This window comes from Jeotgalibaca sp. A127 (genome assembly GCF_052266745.1).
Lineage (GTDB): Bacteria > Bacillota > Bacilli > Lactobacillales > Aerococcaceae > Jeotgalibaca.
This window is the reverse complement of record NZ_JBQPRC010000002.1, coordinates 337,248-357,032: the sequence shown is the minus strand read 5'-3', so window position 1 is coordinate 357,032 and position 19,785 is coordinate 337,248. Positions and strand designations below refer to the sequence as shown.

18 protein-coding genes are annotated in these 19,785 nt (G+C 42.6%); 3 read left to right on the top strand and 15 right to left on the bottom strand.

Annotated elements, in window-relative coordinates; translation table 11 throughout:
- Positions 1-84: 84 nt before the first annotated feature.
- The 5 genes from ACTVAI_RS03980 to ACTVAI_RS03960 form a co-directional block, all read right to left on the bottom strand.
- Positions 85-684, bottom strand: coding sequence for a ribonuclease H1 domain-containing protein (locus ACTVAI_RS03980; RefSeq protein WP_443485936.1), 600 nt, complete (start codon positions 682-684; stop codon positions 85-87).
- A complete protein-coding gene (locus ACTVAI_RS03975; RefSeq protein ID WP_443472809.1) occupies positions 674-2,512 on the bottom strand; it encodes an ABC transporter ATP-binding protein in 1,839 nt (612 codons plus the stop codon). The genes ACTVAI_RS03980 and ACTVAI_RS03975 overlap by 11 nt, the downstream gene beginning before the upstream one ends.
- Complete coding sequence (locus ACTVAI_RS03970) at positions 2,457-4,220, bottom strand: ABC transporter ATP-binding protein (RefSeq protein ID WP_443472334.1); 1,764 nt, start codon at positions 4,218-4,220, stop codon at positions 2,457-2,459. The genes ACTVAI_RS03975 and ACTVAI_RS03970 overlap by 56 nt, the downstream gene beginning before the upstream one ends.
- Before the next feature lie 69 nt (positions 4,221-4,289).
- The gene (locus ACTVAI_RS03965; RefSeq protein ID WP_443472335.1) at positions 4,290-4,577 is read right to left on the bottom strand and encodes a GNAT family N-acetyltransferase; all 288 of its coding nucleotides are present in this window, start codon (positions 4,575-4,577) and stop codon (positions 4,290-4,292) included.
- A 15-nt stretch (positions 4,578-4,592) separates the two neighbouring features.
- A complete protein-coding gene (locus ACTVAI_RS03960; protein ID WP_443472336.1) occupies positions 4,593-5,402 on the bottom strand; it encodes an aldo/keto reductase family protein in 810 nt (269 codons plus the stop codon).
- A 231-nt stretch (positions 5,403-5,633) separates the two neighbouring features.
- Here ACTVAI_RS03960 and ACTVAI_RS03955 point away from each other — a divergent pair, with 231 nt between their 5' ends.
- Positions 5,634-6,296, top strand: a complete 663-nt coding sequence (locus ACTVAI_RS03955; RefSeq protein WP_443472337.1) for a YczE/YyaS/YitT family protein — start codon at positions 5,634-5,636, stop codon at positions 6,294-6,296.
- A 336-nt stretch (positions 6,297-6,632) separates the two neighbouring features.
- Here the strand turns inward: ACTVAI_RS03955 and nagE are convergent, their stop codons facing one another.
- From nagE to ACTVAI_RS03920, 7 genes are all read right to left on the bottom strand, one after another.
- A complete protein-coding gene (nagE, locus tag ACTVAI_RS03950) occupies positions 6,633-8,117 on the bottom strand; it encodes an N-acetylglucosamine-specific PTS transporter subunit IIBC (protein ID WP_443472338.1) in 1,485 nt (494 codons plus the stop codon).
- Between the two features lie 156 nt (positions 8,118-8,273).
- Positions 8,274-9,089 (bottom strand): DsbA family protein, encoded by an 816-nt coding sequence (locus ACTVAI_RS03945; RefSeq protein WP_443485935.1) that lies wholly within the window; start codon positions 9,087-9,089, stop codon positions 8,274-8,276.
- A gap of 42 nt (positions 9,090-9,131) precedes the next feature.
- Positions 9,132-10,268 carry an AI-2E family transporter gene (locus ACTVAI_RS03940; RefSeq protein WP_443485934.1) on the bottom strand — a complete coding sequence of 379 codons (1,137 nt, stop codon included), beginning with the start codon at positions 10,266-10,268 and terminating at the stop codon, positions 9,132-9,134.
- A 154-nt stretch (positions 10,269-10,422) separates the two neighbouring features.
- Positions 10,423-11,010 carry a YdhK family protein gene (locus ACTVAI_RS03935; RefSeq protein WP_443485933.1) on the bottom strand — a complete coding sequence of 196 codons (588 nt, stop codon included), beginning with the start codon at positions 11,008-11,010 and terminating at the stop codon, positions 10,423-10,425.
- Between the two features lie 90 nt (positions 11,011-11,100).
- Positions 11,101-12,000 carry a DUF7916 family protein gene (locus ACTVAI_RS03930; protein ID WP_443472342.1) on the bottom strand — a complete coding sequence of 300 codons (900 nt, stop codon included), beginning with the start codon at positions 11,998-12,000 and terminating at the stop codon, positions 11,101-11,103.
- Between the two features lie 125 nt (positions 12,001-12,125).
- Positions 12,126-13,607: a multicopper oxidase family protein gene (locus tag ACTVAI_RS03925; RefSeq protein ID WP_443472343.1), complete on the bottom strand. Its 1,482-nt coding sequence runs from the start codon at positions 13,605-13,607 to the stop codon at positions 12,126-12,128.
- Between the two features lie 35 nt (positions 13,608-13,642).
- Positions 13,643-13,894 carry an SHOCT domain-containing protein gene (locus ACTVAI_RS03920; protein ID WP_443472344.1) on the bottom strand — a complete coding sequence of 84 codons (252 nt, stop codon included), beginning with the start codon at positions 13,892-13,894 and terminating at the stop codon, positions 13,643-13,645.
- 324 nt (positions 13,895-14,218) lie between these two features.
- Here ACTVAI_RS03920 and ACTVAI_RS03915 point away from each other — a divergent pair, with 324 nt between their 5' ends.
- The gene (locus ACTVAI_RS03915; protein ID WP_443472345.1) at positions 14,219-16,657 is read left to right on the top strand and encodes an FAD-dependent oxidoreductase; all 2,439 of its coding nucleotides are present in this window, start codon (positions 14,219-14,221) and stop codon (positions 16,655-16,657) included.
- A gap of 39 nt (positions 16,658-16,696) precedes the next feature.
- Here the strand turns inward: ACTVAI_RS03915 and ACTVAI_RS03910 are convergent, their stop codons facing one another.
- A complete protein-coding gene (locus ACTVAI_RS03910; protein WP_443485932.1) occupies positions 16,697-17,653 on the bottom strand; it encodes a ribose-phosphate diphosphokinase in 957 nt (318 codons plus the stop codon).
- A gap of 153 nt (positions 17,654-17,806) precedes the next feature.
- Here ACTVAI_RS03910 and ACTVAI_RS03905 point away from each other — a divergent pair, with 153 nt between their 5' ends.
- Positions 17,807-18,769, top strand: a complete 963-nt coding sequence (locus ACTVAI_RS03905) for a sensor domain-containing diguanylate cyclase (RefSeq protein WP_443485931.1) — start codon at positions 17,807-17,809, stop codon at positions 18,767-18,769.
- 165 nt (positions 18,770-18,934) lie between these two features.
- Here the strand turns inward: ACTVAI_RS03905 and ACTVAI_RS03900 are convergent, their stop codons facing one another.
- Positions 18,935-19,498 (bottom strand): hypothetical protein, encoded by a 564-nt coding sequence (locus tag ACTVAI_RS03900; RefSeq protein ID WP_443485930.1) that lies wholly within the window; start codon positions 19,496-19,498, stop codon positions 18,935-18,937.
- Between the two features lie 35 nt (positions 19,499-19,533).
- The gene (locus ACTVAI_RS03895; protein WP_443485929.1) at positions 19,534-19,683 is read right to left on the bottom strand and encodes a hypothetical protein; all 150 of its coding nucleotides are present in this window, start codon (positions 19,681-19,683) and stop codon (positions 19,534-19,536) included.
- Between the last annotated feature and the right edge of the window lie 102 nt (positions 19,684-19,785).

Genomic DNA, 19,785 nt, shown 5'->3' with positions numbered 1-19,785 from the left:
TTATTAGACCATTTTAATCTAAATTTAGTGGGCAAATGGTTTAATTAACCAAAAAAAGCCGGGAAACCCTCCCGGCTCAATACATTATTTGTTCAATGCTTTCTTGGCCAACAAATCCGCCATCTCATTGTACTCTACCCCAGTGTGGGCTTTTTCTTTTTGGAAATGAACCGCGATTTGTGAGGCAAGTTCCTTGAACTGCGCCACATAATCCTTTGAAACAGGTTTGTTTGTTTTCCACATACCCGTCGCCCATTGCTCAATGCCTAAATAATCATAACGAATGTTGATGGCTTTAAATCCCCGGTCAATCGCCCAACGAATGGCAGCCAGCGCGCCGAAAACTTCGCCTGCTATTTGGAAACTTTCCACATAACGGGAATCGTTATCTGATTTGTTAAAGGTTTCTACAATGTCGCCATCCTTAACAATGACCACACCGTAAGCATAGCGCCCACCTAACCTATCAAACGATCCATCCACATAAGCTTCGATCGTATCATCAGCTTGCCAATCGACAGCGGGCTTAGCTGGTGGTTCGATAAAATCACGCGCTTCTTTTTCGGTTGCAAAAGATTTAAACTGCGCCCCCGAAAAACCTGCCACTTGTTTTTGGGCATCCGGCCAAGTCATGTAAATTCCCGGCTGGCGGCCCTTCTTTACTGCATAAAACTTACTCGCCATCTTCTTCTCCTTTTTCCTGGAAAGTTTGCAATTGATACATATCATGGTAAACGCCACGCTCCGCAATCAAACTTTCATGGTTTCCTGCTTCAATAATGCGCCCATGACGCAATACGTAAATCTTGTCCGCATCACGAATTGTGGATAAACGGTGGGCAATGATGATTGTTGTACGCCCTTTTCGCATATTTTGAAGACCTAGCTGGATTTTCTTTTCCGTCTCCGTATCGATGTTCGCGGTCGCTTCATCCAGAATCAAAATCTTCGGATCGCGTAAAATCGTCCGTGCGAAACTCAGTAGCTGTTTCTCACCTGTGGAAAAGGTATTTCCGCCCTCAATCACTTTGGCATCATAGCCACCTTCGAGCTCGGAAATAAAGCCATCCGCGTTAACGAACTCAGCTGCCGCTCGTACTTCTGCTTCGGTATAATCCCCATGCAAACGAATATTATCCGCGATATTACCAAAGAACATGAAACTATCCTGCAGTACCAAGCCCATTTTTTCACGCAAACTCTCCAACGGGATGTCACGAATCGACTTTCCATCCAGTAAAATTTCCCCACGGTGATAATCATAAAAACGCATCAAAACATTAATGATCGAGCTCTTGCCTGAACCCGTTTGACCCACCAAGGCAATGGTTTCCCCTGGATTGGCTGTGATTGAAATGTCGTGCAAGACATCATTTTCGTTATCGTACGAGAATGATAAATCCTTGATTTCGATTTTTCCGTTTGTTATTTGGCCTTCTGCTCCCGTAACTGCTTGCGGTGCATCATCTTCTCGGTCAAGGATAGCCAGTACCCGTGAACCAGAAACCAAACCATCCTGGAAAACACTCAAACTATCAAGCATATTTCCAATTGGATGGAAGAATGATTTTGAGTAGGATGTGAAGGCATAAACGACTCCGACATCGGTAACAGTCATGTCTAAAAATTGAATCCCGAAAACCCATAGGACGATAAACAAAGCGACTGCTTCAATCAAATTCACAGCCGGCATCAACAGTAAAGCGTTCATACGGAACATACTGATCCGCGCTGAAACATACTCCTGATTCACCCCGTCAAACTCTTCCTTCATACGTTTCTCTTGATGAAAGTGTTGAATAATTGCCATACCCGTGATGGACTCGCTCAGTTTGGCATTCACTTGACCAAGTGCTTCCCGCATCCGGCCATAGATGATGGTACTGTACTTTTGATAGAGATACATCAGTACAATCACAATAGGAATAAAGCCCATAAAAATCCAGGCCAAGCGTGCGTTCAACGCAAACATTGCAATCCCGATCGAAACAGCATTTAACAAACCATCCAGGAACGTCAAGAACACGTTCCAGAATTCCTTGATTGTTTCTGTATCATTCGTTACCCGCGAAACAACCGAACCAGTCGGCGTCTGGTCAAAATAACGCATTCCCAGGTGAACAACCTTGTGATAGACCCGGTTCCGCATACTTCCTACGGTTTTTTCCGAAGCAATCTTAAACGCATAATCTTTAATATAAACCAACAGTAATTTTAAAATGACAAAACCCAGATAAAACAAGGAAATCCGTATTGTTATCTCTAGAGTAGCCTCATCAACGGCCAAGTAATTATCAATGTAGCGTTGAATCATCACCGGCAAATAGGCATTGATTGCTGAAACAGCCGTCATACCCAATACCGATAGGGCAAATGGTTGCCAATAATTTTTCGTGAAAGAAAGCAGTCCTTTGAGGATATGCGCTTGTTCATTCATTGTAAAATTTGTTCTTCTCTCAGCCAAGCGTTTCGCCTCCTTGGTCCACTTTTTGTTGCAATTGTTGTTCTTCATACATTTCACTGTACCAGCCTTGATTTGCCAATAGTTGCGCATGTGTACCACGTTCTACTATCCGGCCTTTATCCAAAACAATAATCTCATCGGCATGCATAATTGAACTGATACGATGCGTCGCAATAATTGTTGATTCATTACGACGAATTTCGCGCAAATTATCCAATATGCGTGATTCGGTTTGTGCATCCACCGCAGACAAAGCATCATCCAAAATCAAGAATTCCGCTTGTGTCGCTAATGCCCGTGCAATCGCAATCCGCTGTTTCTGCCCACCCGATAATGAAACCCCACGTTCACCTACTTGCGTATCATAGCCTTCGGGGAATTGCCTGATATCATCGTGAATATCTGCCAATTTCGCAAAATTTTCTACTTCTTCTTGTGTTAACTGTGGGTTAACGAAGCGAATATTTTCACGTACGGTTGTGGAAAACAGAAACGTTCCCTGTGGCACATAACCAAATCCATGTGATACTGCATCCAGACTGTATTGCTTGATATCTTTTTTGTCATAGGAAATTTTTCCGTCATAACCATCATAATCCCTTAACAACAACTTAAAGATTGTACTCTTACCAGAACCGGTATGGCCCACAATCCCCAATGTATTTCCTGAATCCAGATGGAAGTGTGCATTCTCCAAGACAACATTTTTCCCATCCGGGTAAGTAAAGGAATCAATCATAAAATCTATATCCCCTGTGACAGGTGTTGTGATTGGGTTTTTAGCTTCTTTTAAAGCTGAAGTTTGTGATAATAAATCCGTAACCCGATTATAGCTGGCATTCCCACGTTCCAATGTATTCGCAACCCGACCGATTGCCAATAATGGCCAAGTCATCATTGATAAATAACTGAAATAAGCAATCAATTGCCCGATGGAAATCCGGTCAATAGAAATAAAATACGTTCCGAAAAAGAGCGTCAATACATAGGTCAAACCGGTAATCCCCTCGATGATGGGCGAATAAGCGGAATCTACTTGGTAAACAGCTCGGTTCTTCGCAATAACATTATCAATATCAGCTGTGAAGTCATCGTAATGCGCATCTTCTTCACCGAAAGTCTTGATTACTTTCATACCGCCAACACTTTCCTGGACGCGGTTATTCATTTGCGAAAAAGATTCCAACGATTTACGATAGCGTTTGTTGATCGCTTTCCCCATATAACGTGCTGCTACAATCAATAATGGGAACGGCAATGTTGTCAGGAGTGTTAGTTGCCAGTCTACGAAAAAGACCATACTGAATAACGTTGTTCCGCCAATGAAAATGGAGTCTGTGATGGAAAGAATTCCCCCACCCGCTACAAAACGCAATGCTGCCAAGTCATTGGTCGCATGCGCCATCAGGTCACCGGTACGGTACTTATGGAAAAACTGGCTATCCATTTTTGTAAAATGCGAGAACAACCGGTTCCGCATGATGGATTCCAGTAACGTCGAATTACCGAAAATCGCAACCCGCCAACCATAACGTAAGCCATACATGGCAATCGCAAATACCAATATCATCCCTGATTGAAGTGCCAAACTTTGAAAAGTCAAACTACCATTTACCATTTGGTCAATGATACTTCCCAGTACCAACGGTGTAACGGCCGACAGAATAGCCACGGCAATTAAGCCGAACACCCCAAATGCATAACTCTTCCAGCGAAGCTTAAAGAACCAGCCTAATTTTTTTAATATTGCAAACATAATTTCCCCCTCTTACTCACCAAAAGAAACTTTCCAAAGGAGCGGAAAGTTTCCAAGTTAGTACAAAACTTATTTTTGTTTATGATAATTAATGTGGTCATATTTATCCGGTTGTTGCTCGAATTTACGTACGACATACGGACACAAGGGCAGAATTTTTTTACCTTCTTTTTCCATCTCCATCACAAGATGATCTAAGAGTTTCCCTGCAATTCCTTGCCCTTCCAAGTGCTCCGCCACCAAGGTATGATCCGCGATAACGAATTTATCGTTGGCTGGTGAATAAGTAATTTCCGCGACTTGCGTACCATTTTCGTCATTCAGCACATAACCATTTCCAACTTTTAAAAAATCCATCTCGTTAAATCCCTTCTATAATTGACTAATGACAGCTTTTTCTTCTTCCGTCAAAGAAAAATCAAAAATATCAAGATTCTTTTGTTGGCGTCCGGCATTGTGGGATTTAGGTATCACGACTACGCCCCGCTCAATCTGGTAACGCAACGTGACTTGCGCCCATGTTTTTCCGTATTTTTTAGCGATTTCGCCCAATTTATGGCGGGCTTCATCTTTAACACGGGAAAGTGGTCCCCATGCGACCGGAACAACTCCCTTATCTTGACAGAACTCTATTATACCATGATTCCATTTGCCTGGGTGTGATTGAATTTGATTAACTGCGGGTTTGATGCGCGCATGATCAAGAATATATTGCAGTTGCGTTTCATCAAAGTTTGAGACACCAATCGCTCGCAATACGCCTTCATCCACATAGTTTTCCAGTATTTTCCAAACATAAACCATTTCATCCAGGTCTTCCCAAGGATGATGGATAAGATAAAGGTCAATATGGTCCGTTCTCAAGGCATTTAGACTATGCTTGACGGAGTTATGAACAGCTTCATCGGTCCCCACATATTCCGGTTTACCAGGAATTTTTGAGGTCAAGAAAAATTCATCACGATCAATACCACTTTTTGCTACAGCATCTCCTACTACCGTTTCGTTGCGGTAAGAAATAGCAGTATCAATATGACGGTACCCTGCCGCAATTGCGCTATCTAATTCTGTAGTTTCGCCAGTGATGGCGCCATCGTATTTGTTGTTTTCTTTCCCATAAGTATTCGTGCCTGTTCCAATAATCGGCATTTCTACGTCGCCTCTTAATGTAATTGTTTCCATTATCTCGCCTCCAAAAGTCAGATGTTGCTTCCATTATAACATTGACACGGGAATAGCTCATGGATTCTGACTTCCATAAAAACTACTTCATAAATCATTTATAAAAGCAATCAATAGGCTGGACTTTAACTATTTGTTCTAAATACTAGCTTTTAAAGTCATTTTGATGCAGTTTTTATCCAAAAAATCGTGCTAATATATGATGTAAGGACTTTCTAAGGAGGAATAAATTTGAGTCAATTACTTTTGAAACGGGTTACATTATATATCGTTGGTCTCTTTATGCTGGCGATGGGCGTTAGTTTATCTATTTATGCAAATCTAGGTGTATCCCCGGTTTCTTCGCTTTCTTACGCTTTTTCACTCGTTAGTGGCTTGTCAGTGGGAGCAACTACTATTTTTGCTCATGTACTTTTCATCGCTATTCAAATCATTATCATAAAACGTCTGGATTTAAAAAATATTTTCGTACAGCTTGTTATTGCCTTTCTATTCGGTTTCTTTGTAGATACAGCAATGTTCATAGCTACGAACCTGTTCCCTGTCCCATCGACCGTAATCTTGCAATGGTTTTACTTGATTCTGAGCTTGTTCACTGTTGCGTTTGGATTGTTTGGCTATTCAAATGCACAGTTCACGTTGATGCCCTACGATGAACTGACAAAAGTAATCAGTCGTGAATACAAGATGCCCTTTGGTAAAGCTAAAATAACAGGTGATATTTCAAACGTTATTGTTGCGACCATTATTTGTTTAGCCTACCTGGGTTCTTTAGGTTCGATTGGACTCGGAACCATTATTGCTTCCGTATCGATTGGAAAAATCATTGGATGGGTTTCTAAAAATTTCCAAAAATATATGACTGCCTTTTTGCAGGAAGAGGAGTTAGTGTAAAAATTTGTGACGCAAGCCCTTTTGATTCAGGTTCGGCGTTGAGACTGAACAAATTTTTAAACGCCGCATTTTGTGCCTGTAGTGCGGCGATTAAAATTTTTCCAATCGCTAAACGCCGCATTTGAGGTGAAAATGCGGCGTTCGTGGTCCCTATTTTTTCTAATCGCCGCATTTCGCGCAAAAAAGCGGCGTTCCCATAATTTTTTATGCTGAACGCCGCACCTAGGACAAAAAACGACGATTAGCTTTTTATAAAATTGCTAATCGTCGTCCACACTAAAAAAAAGAACCGGTTAAAGTCTATAAAGACTTCAATCGGTTCTTTTCGTCTATTCATTATCTTTCAGACTTAATCTTAATCATTTCATCGGCTACAAATTGGACTTCAGTTCCGACAATAACTTGTAGGTTATGTTCGCCAACTTTGTTCAAACCTGGTACACCAGCTGATTTGATTTTAGCTTCATTGATTTTATCCATGTCTTCAATTTCAAGACGCAGACGTGTTGCACAGTTATCGATTGAACGAACGTTTTCAGGACCACCCAAACCTGCCAAAATAGTTTCGGCTTGTTGATGGAATCGTGCTTCTTTAGAGGAAACTGGTGCTGCTGTTCCCGTTGCGACTGTAGAATCGTCAGCGAATGATTCGCCTTCCAATACCTCATCGCCACGACCTGGTGTCAGCAAATTGAATTTCGTGATCATGAAACGGAACAAGAAGTAGTAAAGTGCTGCAAATACCAAACCTTGTAGCAATAACATAAACGGTTTATTCGCCAGTGGTAGGTTGAAAGATAGAATGTAGTCAACCAAACCTGCTGAGAAACCAAAACCTGCTGTCCATTGGAATGTTGCAGCGATGAACAAGGATATACCTGTCAAAACAGCATGTGCCAGATACAATGCCGGTGCCACGAACATGAATGCAAACTCAAGTGGTTCCGTAACCCCTGTAAAGAATGAAGCGAAGGAAGCAGCTATCATCAAGGATGCTGTGTATTTCTTCTTATCTTCTTTAGCTGTGTGATACATTGCCAACGCTCCAGCTGGCAAACCGAACATCATAACCGGGAAGAACCCAGCTTGATACATACCTGTTACCCCAAGTTCCCCTGTACCAGCCCAGAAGTTACCAATATCATTAATACCAGCAACATCAAACCAGAATACCGAGTTCAAAGCGTGATGCAATCCTGTTGGAATCAACAAACGGTTGAAGAATCCATACAACCCAGCCCCCAGTGCTCCCAATCCGGAGATTGAAGTACCAAAGGTCACAAGTGCATTATATACAGGTGGCCATACAAACATCAATACAAGGGATACTGCCATCATAACGAATGACGTTACAATTGGTACCAGACGTTTTCCACTGAAAAACGCCAATGCTTGCGGTAACGTTACCTTGTGGAATCTATTATATAAAGCTCCAGCTATCAATCCACAAAGTATCCCGATAAATTGGGTTTGGATTCTACCGAATGACGGATCCACATCTTCTATCGCGATACTTTGTAACATCGAAACGGATGCTGGCGACAAAAGCGTCGTAACAATCTGCCATGCCACCAACCCACTGATTGCGGCTGCGCCATCACGGTCTTTGGCCATACCCAAAGCAACCCCGACAGCAAATAAAATCCCCATATTATCAATAAGTGCTCCACCGGATTTAATTAAAAATGCCGCAACGACACTTTCGCCACCCCAACCGCTAGGGTCAATCCAGTACCCGATTCCCATCAAAATAGCCGCTGCTGGCAATACCGCAACTGGCAACATGAGGGATCTACCTAAACGCTGAAAATAAGTCTTCACTTTTGTTTCCTCCAATCTATTTTATAAAAAAAGTGAAACCGATTTCAAAACACGACAAACAAACAATCCTCCTTCCCTTGCATAAGTTAATTTTATCAATAGCGTGTCCGTCTAGTCAACTAATTGACCGACTTTTGTTTATGTGATTTCTGCCAATCAATTCTCTTTAATGTAAAAAGTTCCACGAAAAAGATGCAATGTGTAAGCGTCGGTCCCTAACTCCCTGGCAACAAACCTCTGCACAAAAGCCAGTGGCAAATCATACATTACTGCAATTTCCTTGGCAAAAATAATAGGCTGTTCCTTTAACCAATCTCGCAACGAAGGAACCGGTTTTGGTTTCAGTTCTGTTACACGCAGCGCACGCTTCAATGCCTTCTCATATTCACGGACGCTGAAGTTTCCAACCTTGCGTACTTTCTTACCATCTTTATTGATGAAAATGAGTGCTGGTGTTACGAATGCTCCCAAACTTTTCATCTTTTCGCGATCCGCCCACACTTTCGCTTCATAGTCCTTGGTCAAAGCTTGGGAAACGACTTCCGGATCGACCAATTTTGACAGAACAAAAGCATCGGAAATATTTTGGTTCTGGACGAAGATAGCTTCACGGACCGAACGTAAAAAAAGGTTCGCTTTTTTTGTATCTTTTTCCTGAAGTTTTTTAAAGACTTGGCTTGCCGGAAAGGAGGAGGCGACCGGGTCATCCTGCATGAGAGATCCATCAATCGGCATCCCGCTTGTTTCCGCATACTCACGCCAATGTTCAATCGTATCTTTTGCCTCATAAATACCATTCCGTTCATCCCCCGGGAACGTTTCCCAAGAAGGCAAAATGCCTCCCATCAACACGTGTAAATCCATATAGTCCCCATACTGAGCGAAAAGTCTATTCAATTGTGGTTCTAGCCCCCAGCAATGCGAACAAATCGGATCCGAGATATAATAGACTTTCACTTTTTCATGTACCATGACGGCATCCCCTTTCCATGAAAAAAAGCAAGAGCTCGAGGGTTATTCCCCCGCTGCCATTGCTTTCATTTGTAGTCTCTTGTGTGTCAAAATCCCGACTACTTGATAGACGGTCGCGAAAGTCGGTACTCCCAGGAGCATCCCGGCGATCCCTCCTAAACCGCCACCGATCGTGATGGCAACCAATACCCATATTCCTGGAATACCTATACTTGTCCCCACCACCCGTGGGTAAATCAAGTTCGTTTCCAACTGCTGCAAAACGATGATAAATATGATGAACAGCAATGCTTGGGTAATGCTTTGGGAAGCAATCAATAGAAATCCTACTGCTGCACCAATCAACGCCCCAAACAGGGGAATCAACGCAGTGAAACCGATAAAGGTTCCAATCGTTAAAGCAAACGGGAATCGCAACAGCAACATCCCTATGGTGCACAAGCTCCCCAAAATTACTGCCTCAATCGTCTGGCCAACGAAGAAACTTGAAAATGTCTGATTGGTAATCGTCATCAAAACCGCAATGCGCCGATAGGTAGTTGAAGACAAGAATGCTTGTCCCAACGTACTGACTTGATGGAGCAGTCGCTCTTTACCAAACAACACATACAAAGCGAAAGAAAATGCGATAACTAACGAAAACAGGCCACTTGTCGCCCCACCGATGACTTGTACGAACGAAGTCAAAAACTGGCTGACACTGTTTGTAGCGAAATTCAGGATGCGTTGGCTGTAATCATTGAAATCTGCAATCAAATTTTCGCCGAAATAGTTGAAGACTTCTGAGGCTAAGCTGCTATCTTCAATAAAAGTTTGGATTTGGGTCACCAACAACGGCAACCCTCGGATCAGCCCCGTTATAATGGTCGAAACCTGTGGCACAATTAGCTTAATAATTAAATAAATAACCAATCCTATGATGAAAATAGCGGAAACAACACTGAGCGCCCGAGCCAAATAGGTGCTTCTGGCCTGCAGCCTGCGCAAGACCGTGCGCTCCAATCGGACAACAATAATATTCAATAAATAGGCAATCAGCCCACCAAAAATGAGGGGTTCCACCACCGAAATCATCATCCGCACCCAATTGATGATGGTCTCTGAATAATTGTAAACCATCAAGAAAATAAATATGACCAATAAATACATCAGGATTTTAGCATCCAGTTTTTTATTCATAACACACTCCACTTATCACTTAAATTCATCACGCATCAATCCAACCGCGCGACGGGTTTCCTACTTGGATAGATTAACTATAGCAATCAAGCCCTGAGCCGTCAAAGGCTGGACAAAAAAAGTTTCCCCAAGTTACACCGGGGAAACTTTTTGATTAATTTTGTGATTCCAATTCACTTTCAATAAACCATTTGTGGTTTTTGACGGTTTCACTACCATCTGTTGGCTCATAATCCAGCATATAGACGGTTGTTTCCTCAACCGCATCGATCGTCGCGGTCGCACCTTCCATGCCTTCCATATGGTGTGCTTCCAACTGGACCTCTGAACCGGCTTCCAAAGCTTCGTCTGAGTCTTTTGCTTCGGTTATTTCTTCCTGGACAACCCACCGGTGGTTCTCAACTTTTTCACTGCCATCGGTCGGTTCATATGTAACTTCATAGGCGATCGTATCGAACGATCCGACGATTGTGGCCGTTGCCCCTTCCATCCCGGGCATGTGATCATTCAACAGGATAACTTTGTCTCCGACCTCATAGGTGGGAGCGGCCGCTTCTTCCAATCCTGCTGGAAGTTCGCCCGAATCATCATGCACCATATCATGACTGGCCATACTGCTTTCAGTCTCCACCATACTACTCTCGGAAACCGTGGTTGAATCTTGGCTCGTTTGTTCGGTTGAACAAGCTGACAGGACGGTAACGGATGTCAGCAATGCCAATAAGGATAATTTCCTTTCCATTACTTTTTCCTCCTTTAATTTGGTGTTTCTAATTTAGATGACAATATCAGTGTAGTTGATTTTGTCCGCCTAATTCAAATGATAACCTTTTTAGCGGTTGATTGAACGTGCCATGCGCGACACAGCATGCCGCTGCCCGCGAATCGCCTTGCTGAGGGCAAAAATATTTTCTACCGGTGCCAGACCACCATAACCCGAATCACCAATATGGTGCATATCCACCCCGCATATCTTGTTGCGGATGGCAATTTCCCGCACCGTTGCCTCATCGGAGCTTTCTTGACTCGTTCCCATTGCGCTGAGGACAAGCCCGCCTTGTTTATGCACTTCCTTGACGATTGCTTTCATATCCGCCTCGTCAAACCCTGGAACCGTCCCTACTGCGGGTGCCAAAATGATGTCCGCACCTGCTGCCAGGAATTTTTGGACATCCACCAGCGTCACCACTGGTTCATTGACACCGGAACTGTGCATCTTCCCGGCAATCACAATGCCCGAGAAATGGGCTTTCGCCAGTTTAATGGCGGCAATAATCTGAGAGTTGCTGACACCAGTCGCCGGATTTCCGGTCAAACAAACGAAATCATAACCATCTGTTTCGATTTTTTTGAAGGCTTCTGCAGTGGCCTGACGTCCTGTTTCAATTTTCAGGGCTTCTTCTGTCATGTCGGCATCCAAGTCAATTGGCTCCAAATTCACACCAATCGGGCAGCCAACAAGGTGATGCAATTTTTCAACGACAGTCCCACCCTCCAGATCCAAAGCAAAAACAAAGGGCTCCAAAACATCCAGCCCGTTCAATAATATCATGTCAGCTCCGAACGCTTTGGCGATTTCCGCATTGGTGACATCGCCGATGAAGGTCTCACGCGTGACAATATTTTCCGACACGATGACCCGACCATCACTCGCCCAGATGCTTTGTTTCAATTCTTCCGTCGACATCGCCATGATTTCCGATGTGTTCGCACTAATCAACCTTTTTACCATCATCATCCCTCATTTCCAATAATTGTGAGTGTACTATCCCAATCTTATCATTTTATCAATAGAACGGGAAAAAGAAAGAAACGCGCTTGGTACACGTCGTTTCTTTCTCCACAAATTGGCTTGCTTTATTCGACCAGGATTTGTCCCATCATCCCGTTGTCTTCATGTTCCAGGATGTGACAATGCATCATGAAGATACCGGTTTGTTCGAACGTGACCGCGATACGGACCACTTCCCCAGGACTGACAGCGATGGTATCTTTCCAGCCTCTCTCATTCAAAGGCGGAGGATTGCCATCACGGGACAGGACGCGGAACTGAACGCCATGGATATGGAATGGGTGAAGCATGCCGCCCATCATCATCGGTACGTTCGTTACTTCCCAGATTTCGGTCTGCCCCTGTTGCACAGTAAAATCAATCCGTTCCATGTCAAACTGCCGACCGTTTAAGGTTACCATGGGTCCGATACCGGACATTTCTACATACTGATCAGTCTGGCCAGTATCTGCCAACTCCGGCAAATCATTCAGCGCATTTGGCAAGGTCGTTACTTGTCCCTCTTGTTCCCTTCTTATCCGCAGCGAAAGGATTTCAACATTCCCGTCCATCAACAAAAGATTTTCTCCTTCTTGATAAACCTGCATATCCAAAAGAATCTCGGCACGTTCCCCGGGCGAGAGAAACAGTGACTCCAGTTTCACTGCTTCATTCAAAAAACCGCCATCACTGGCAATTTGGAAGAAAGAAGCATTTTCAGAGAGATGGAAGTTATAGTTCCGGGCATTAGACCCATTGACCAAACGGAGACGAATCCATTCATTTTCCACCTCGACATAGGGCTGAATCGTACCGTTCACCATCACGGTATCCCCCGTCGTGCCATTAATGTTGAAAATTTCTTGGTAATTGAATTGATTTTCTTTATCCAGGAAGCGGTCCTGGATGATTAATGGGAAGTCGTTCACTCCGTATTCTGCGGGGAGCTTCAGCCCCGCGGCATGGTCATCATCTATGAACAGCAGACCGGCCAATCCATTGTAGACCTGTTCCGCGGATTTCTCATGGGCGTGGGAATGAAACCAGAGTGTGGCCGCTTCTTGCGTCACGGTAAAATCTATTTCCGCACTCCCACCCGGTTCGATCGGATTATGGGGTCCTCCATCCACATTGGACGGAATCTTCAAGCCATGCCAATGGAAAGTCGTTTCCTCGCGCAACTCGTTGTTTAAGTTGATATGGACCTTCTGCCCTTCGCGTATGCGCAGGACAGGGCCCAAATAGAAACCGTTGTAGCCGTATGTCCGTGTGAGCGGTCCCTCCCTGAAGGGCGTTTCTCCTTCCTGGGCAGTGACCGTGTAGGAAATCGTGTCGGCTGTTTCATAATCGCTCTCCAGTAATGGTGGGAGGCGCAATCGTGAACGATTGCCTCCATTAGCCATCAACTCTTCAGAGCTTTTATTCTGCCCGATATTTCCCATCCTATCTTCCGATATGTTGCTGTCTCCAGGAAAGGCAATTTTGAAGATGACGGCAACGAGTAATCCCAGTGAAAGCAGCAACGCACCGGAAAGGAGGAGAATAGTGATTAATCGTTTTTTACTCATGAAAATCATCCTTATCTCATTTAGCCCGAAAATCCTCAGATATTCCCGTGATCATCCTCCAGAATCTTCTTGCGACGGAGATACTCTTCTTCTGATATTTCACCTTGTGCATAGCGCTTCCTCAGTATTTCAAGCGCTTCTTGTGTCCCCCGGTCAGAATGGTCTGGCCGGTTAGAGGTTTGGATTTGCCGCACCAAAGCATAAATCAGTAAGCCAATAAGTACTAACAGAAAAAAACCAATGATCCACAACCACGTCATTCCCATACCATCCCGAAAATAATGCATTTTCTATGTCCCCTTCCATGATAAATACCTTCGCACCTGTTTCTGTTCTCTCCCCCATTATACTGCCAACAGTGCAGCATCTGCACTTTTTCAACTCCAAAAATACTTTTATGGGTATTTATTTTATTTTTCACAATGAGATACCTTTAATATAAGTTTTTATAAAACTTTTTTTCACAATAAGCATCCTGAAATCGGCTCAACTGTTGTAAAAACCATCGAAATACCTTGCGGGGTATACAAAAATATTATATACTCTCCTTACAGTCCATTTGGCAAAGCCATTTGTGAGTTTTTAAACAGCGAAAAGGAGAATAACTATATATGTCCAAGAAAATACTGATTATTGGTGGTGTAGCAGGCGGGGCCACAGCAGCTACCAGATTACGCCGTCTCAACGAGGAAGATGAAATCATTTTGTTCGAGAAAGGCGAATACATTTCTTTTGCCAACTGCGGTCTGCCGTACCATATCGGTGGTACCATCAAGGAAAGAGAGAGCCTATTGCTTCAGACCGTTGAAGGAATGGAACAACAATATGCACTTGATATCCGGAATTTTTCTGAAATCACTGCTATTGATCCTAACCAAAAAATGGTGACTGTATATAATCACCAAACTACTGAAACATACACAGAATCTTTTGATAAGCTGATTATTTCAACAGGTGCTAAACCGATCACCCCTGCCATTCCAGGTCTTGAAAAAGCCAAGAATGTCTTCTCTTTACGTAACATTCCAGATATGGATCAAATCAAGCTTTATTTGGAAAAGAATGACATTCAAACAGCGACCATCATCGGTGGTGGATTCATTGGCTTGGAAGTTATGGAGAACTTGAGCGAATTGGGAATTCAAGTTCAATTGGTAGAAATGGCACCACAAGTGATGCCGAATATCGATTTTGAAATGGCACAACAATTGCACACGCAAATTGACATGCATGGGGTTAACCTCATCTTGAATGATGGATTAAAAGAAATCCAGGATAATGGGACAAAATTGATTTTAACAAGTGGCAAAGAATTGACGACTGACATGACGGTTCTATCCATTGGGGTTACCCCAGAAAATAGTTTAGCCAAGGCATCTGGTATTGAACTTGGTTTTAAAGGTGCCATCAAAGTAAACGAACAACTTGAAACCAACTTCCCTGATATTTATGCTATTGGCGATGTCATCGAGGTCAAAGACTTTGTGGATCAAAGTCCGACCAATATTCCCTTAGCTTGGCCAGCAAACCGTCAAGGTCGCTTGGTTGCGGATATCATCAATGGGATTCCCGCAGAATATCCCGGCACACAAGGAACGTCCGTTGCCAAAGTTTTTGAATTAACAGCTGCTTCAACCGGTAACAGCGAACGTCTTTTGAAGTCAAAAGGTATTCCTTTTGATGTCATTCATATCCACCCTAATTCACATGCTGGCTATTACCCGGGTGCAAGTCCGATCCATTTGAAATTGCTATTTGGAAAAGACGGCAAAATCCTGGGAGCGCAAGGCGTTGGTTCAGAAGGTGTCGAGAAACGCATAGATGTTATTGCGACGGCGATGAAACTAGGTGCAACAGCCGAGCAATTGGCTGGTTTGGAACTTGCTTATGCACCCCCTTATTCAAGTGCAAAAGATCCCGTTAATATGCTTGGTTATACAGCTGATAATATGCAAAACCACAAAATCGAGACCATACAATGGCATGAAGTCGATGCTTTGTTGGATAAAGACGCCTTTTTCCTCGATGTCCGTGAAGATTTTGAACTTGCTACCGGATCATTACCTAAAGGCGTTCAAATTCCATTAAACCAGTTGCGAAACCGTTTGGAAGAATTACCAAAAGATCAAACGATCTATATCTATTGCCAAGTTGGATTGCGTGGTTACAATGCAGCCCGCGTGCTTATGCACCATGGCTTTACTGTTAAAAATATCGACGGTGGCTACAAGACTTATAAATTCGCTAAATACGCAGTCAAGGAACGTACAGTCAATAAAGCACCTAAAAAAGAGGTTGTGCAAACATTGGATACCAAGAAATTACAAATGATTGAAGTGGATGCATGTGGCTTACAGTGTCCAGGTCCGATATTAAAAGTTAAAGAACAAATGGATAAAATGGAACCCGGTCAAACAATGGTTGTTCAAGCAAGCGACTTCGGCTTCAGCGCTGATATCGAAGCGTGGACAAAAAATACCGGTAATACCCTGGTAACCAATGAAATCCAAGGAAATAAGGTCGTAGCGACTTTGACTAAAGGTCAAGAGGGTTCAGTCTTGCCACAAGAAGGTATTTTAACCGAGACTAAAGACGGGGCAACGATGGTTGTATTCAGCGGGGATTTGGACAAGGCTGTCGCTTCCATGATCATTGCATCTGGCGCCGCAGCAATGGGCAAAAAAGTGACAATCTTCTTCACCTTCTGGGGATTGAGTATTTTGAAAAAACAAAAAATCCAAAAAACAGGCTTGGCGAAACTGTTCGATATCATGTTGCCAAACAACGCTAACAGTCTGCCAATTTCAGCAATGAATATGGGCGGAATGGGCTCAAAAATGATTAAAACGGTCATGAAGCAAAAGAATGTGGATGCTTTACCGGACATGATCGAAAAGGCAAATGAATTAGGCGTTAAATTTATCGCTTGTACCATGAGTATGGATATCATGGGAATTGAAAAAGAAGAATTATTCGATTTTGTCGAATATGGTGGTGTAGCTACTTATCTGGGCGACACTGAAAATGCAAATATGAATCTTTTTATCTAAAGAAAAAGCGCAAACTCAAAGTTTGCGCTTTTTTTTTAATCATTCAGAATCTTGGTGAAGTGATTTTTCTTCGTATACGCAATTGATGGCATACGCCAACAAATCAGCCACACTTACCTGTATCACTTTATCGATTTGCTTTTCTTCAGGCAGGTAAATGGAATCAGTCACAATTATTTTTTCAATCACCGAACTCTCTAAAAGTTCAGTCGCTCCCTTAGAAAATACAGCATGCGTTGCGGCAACATAGATTTCTTTAGCACCTTTTTCCTTTAAGGCCAAGGCTGCAATTGCCACCGTCGTTCCGGTATCCACTAAATCATCGAATAAAATACATGTTTTTCCTGCAACGTCCCCAATAACATTAAGTCTCTCAGGTATTTTTGTCGCTTTCGTTCGCTTGTCCACAATTGCAAGGGGAACTTTCAAAACTTCTGCCAGTTTACGGCCCCGGCTCACGCCACTGTGATTTGGTGCAACCACAACGGTCCCTTCTCCACCAATTCCACGTTCCAAAAATCCCTCAGCTAACAATGACGTCGCTGATAAGTGATCAACAGGAATGTCGAAGAATCCCTGTATCTGTGGTGCATGTAAATCCAAGGCAATTACTCGGTCCGCACCAGCCGTCTGCAATAAATCAGCTACCAATTTTGCGGTAATGGGTTCACGGGGTTGGGCTTTGCGGTCTTGTCGGGCGTATGCATAGTACGGCAAAACAATATTAATCGTCAGAGCACTTGCACGCTTCAAAGCATCCATCATGATGAGTGTTTCCATAATATTCTCATTCACTCTACCAGTGGTTGATTGAATCAAAAAGACGTGTTTCCCACGAACACTCTCTTGAATCGTAATCTTTGTTTCTCCATCGCTATGCTCAACGATTGACGCTTTACCCAATTCAATATTGAGACTTTTCGCAACCTTTTCTGCTAAAGGTCGATTTGAATTAAGTGAAAATACGGTAAATTCTGGTTTTTCTTCTATATTCAATTGTGACTCCCCCAAACTCCTCTTTGTACCCCCTAGTTTATCACGTTCACGTAAATTGTATAGCATTTATATTACATGCTTTACCTTGAATATATCGGAAATTCTTGTTGAATACGCTATAATTGGTTTAAAAACAGTCATTTGGAGGACCCTATGAATAACCAGCATAAAGACATATTAAAAGAAAATGCCTATTTAAAAAGATTGAACAAGGAGTTGCTTGAACAAATTTTTCATGATGACTTTACTCAGTTTCCTTGGCTGGGTAATCTAGGTCGTTGGTTTTGGGATGTATCAGAAAACGTGGTAACTTTTAACCCACTCAAAAGCGAAGCGATTGGTTATAGCCGTGATGAATTACCTGATGAGATTGGTTTTGAATTTTTCACGGAAAAGCTTCATCCCGAAGATTATGACCATGTGATGGATTTGATGACTGCTCATTTAAAAGGTGAAGCGCCCGTTTGGGAAGTGAAGTATCGGATTAAAGCTAAAGACGGTTCCTGGAAAGTTTTTTACGATAGAGGTCTGGTAACGAAGCGCGATGCTGAAGGCCATCCGCTGTTTTTATCCGGTAATGTTTTCGATGTCACGGTTGACGCGTTTGACCGGCAAGAGAGCATTCAAAAAACGCGCTATTGGAAACAACAAGCCCAGTATGATCGCCTAACCAACCTCTATTCTCGTAAAGAGCTCGAACGTCAGTTACACATTATGGAGAAAAACGGTGAAAACTATAGCCTGATGGTTATAGATATTGATTATTTCAAAAATATTAATGATTCATATGGACACTTAGCAGGAGACAGTGTACTGAAACAAATCGGAGGTATTATCAAAAGTTGCGCACGAGAAACAGACATCTCGGGCCGTTTCGGTGGAGATGAATTTATCATCGCCTTTCCCCAGACAACTAAAGAGCAGGCTCACGCAGTTAGTTTGCGACTTCAAGATGAAATAGACGACCTAACATTCGACCTTCCTTCAAAGCCAACACTCAGTATCGGTATTGCGTCCCGTTTTGAAGCAGACGACTTCACCGGTGTCTTCGAGCTAGCGGATAATCGCCTTTATCAAGCAAAGAATGCCGGACGTAACCAAGTTGTTTTCAAATAAACGCAAAGGTCGACCAGATTCTTTAAACCTTTGCGTTGCTATCTTATTTATGAAGCAAAAGTCTGGAAAATTTAACCAACCTTTGCGTCCTGATGCACTTTAGTACGCAAAAGTTGACTCTATTTTTAATACATTTGCGTAATGAATCGAAAACGACTCCCCTTTTTAATCAAGGTGAGTCGTTTTTTGACTTAATTCTTTAAAATAGCGAAATTCATGGAAGGATACTCCTATTTGCGGGATAACTTGTTTTAATTTTTTAAAGTTATCATATGCAGCTTCTATTCCCACATTATAATACGTATTTTCATCCTTCAAATCATACCTTCCGGGTGGTTGTAATTCATAAACTGTAGACAAGGTCTTTCCATATTTTCGGCATAAATGGGCCTCTGTTTGAATATGTTCAAGTTCTTTGCCACGATAATAGTTCATTACCATAAGACCATCGCAGCAATCCTTTATTAATTCTTCAAGTTCTTGCTCAAATCCCAGTGTGTCATAGAAATACGGCACGCATAAAATGAATGCCAACCGTTTTGTTTTCGCAACTTGATAAACCTTACGCATGGATGCCACAAATATCGACATCACCTTTTTGGGATTCATTTTAAATTCTTCCAATAGATACGGTTCCACATCAACAACAATCCCATCAAACTGTCCAGCTTTATGGACAATGGATACAAGTACGGTCGGATCTAACGCCCATTCAGGCTCCCCTGCCAATAAATAAACCTCTTTCTTAGAGTGGGAGGCCCTCTTTAAAATTTTTCAATAGCCAACGGTGTATCTGTTGGTGTTATGTGTTGAAATACTGCATTCACTTTGTATCGCTCCATCAGTATAAATACTGATTCGGGATTTTTAAGCTCTGATGAGAACCATGAGAAAACAGTTTTTTTATTAGTCATGCTTTCATCTCCGTTTTTTTAGTTGACTAGATTATACATTTACAGATTAATTTTTTATTTTGACAGATTTCTCTATTTTTAATTGTATATAATAGTGAAGAG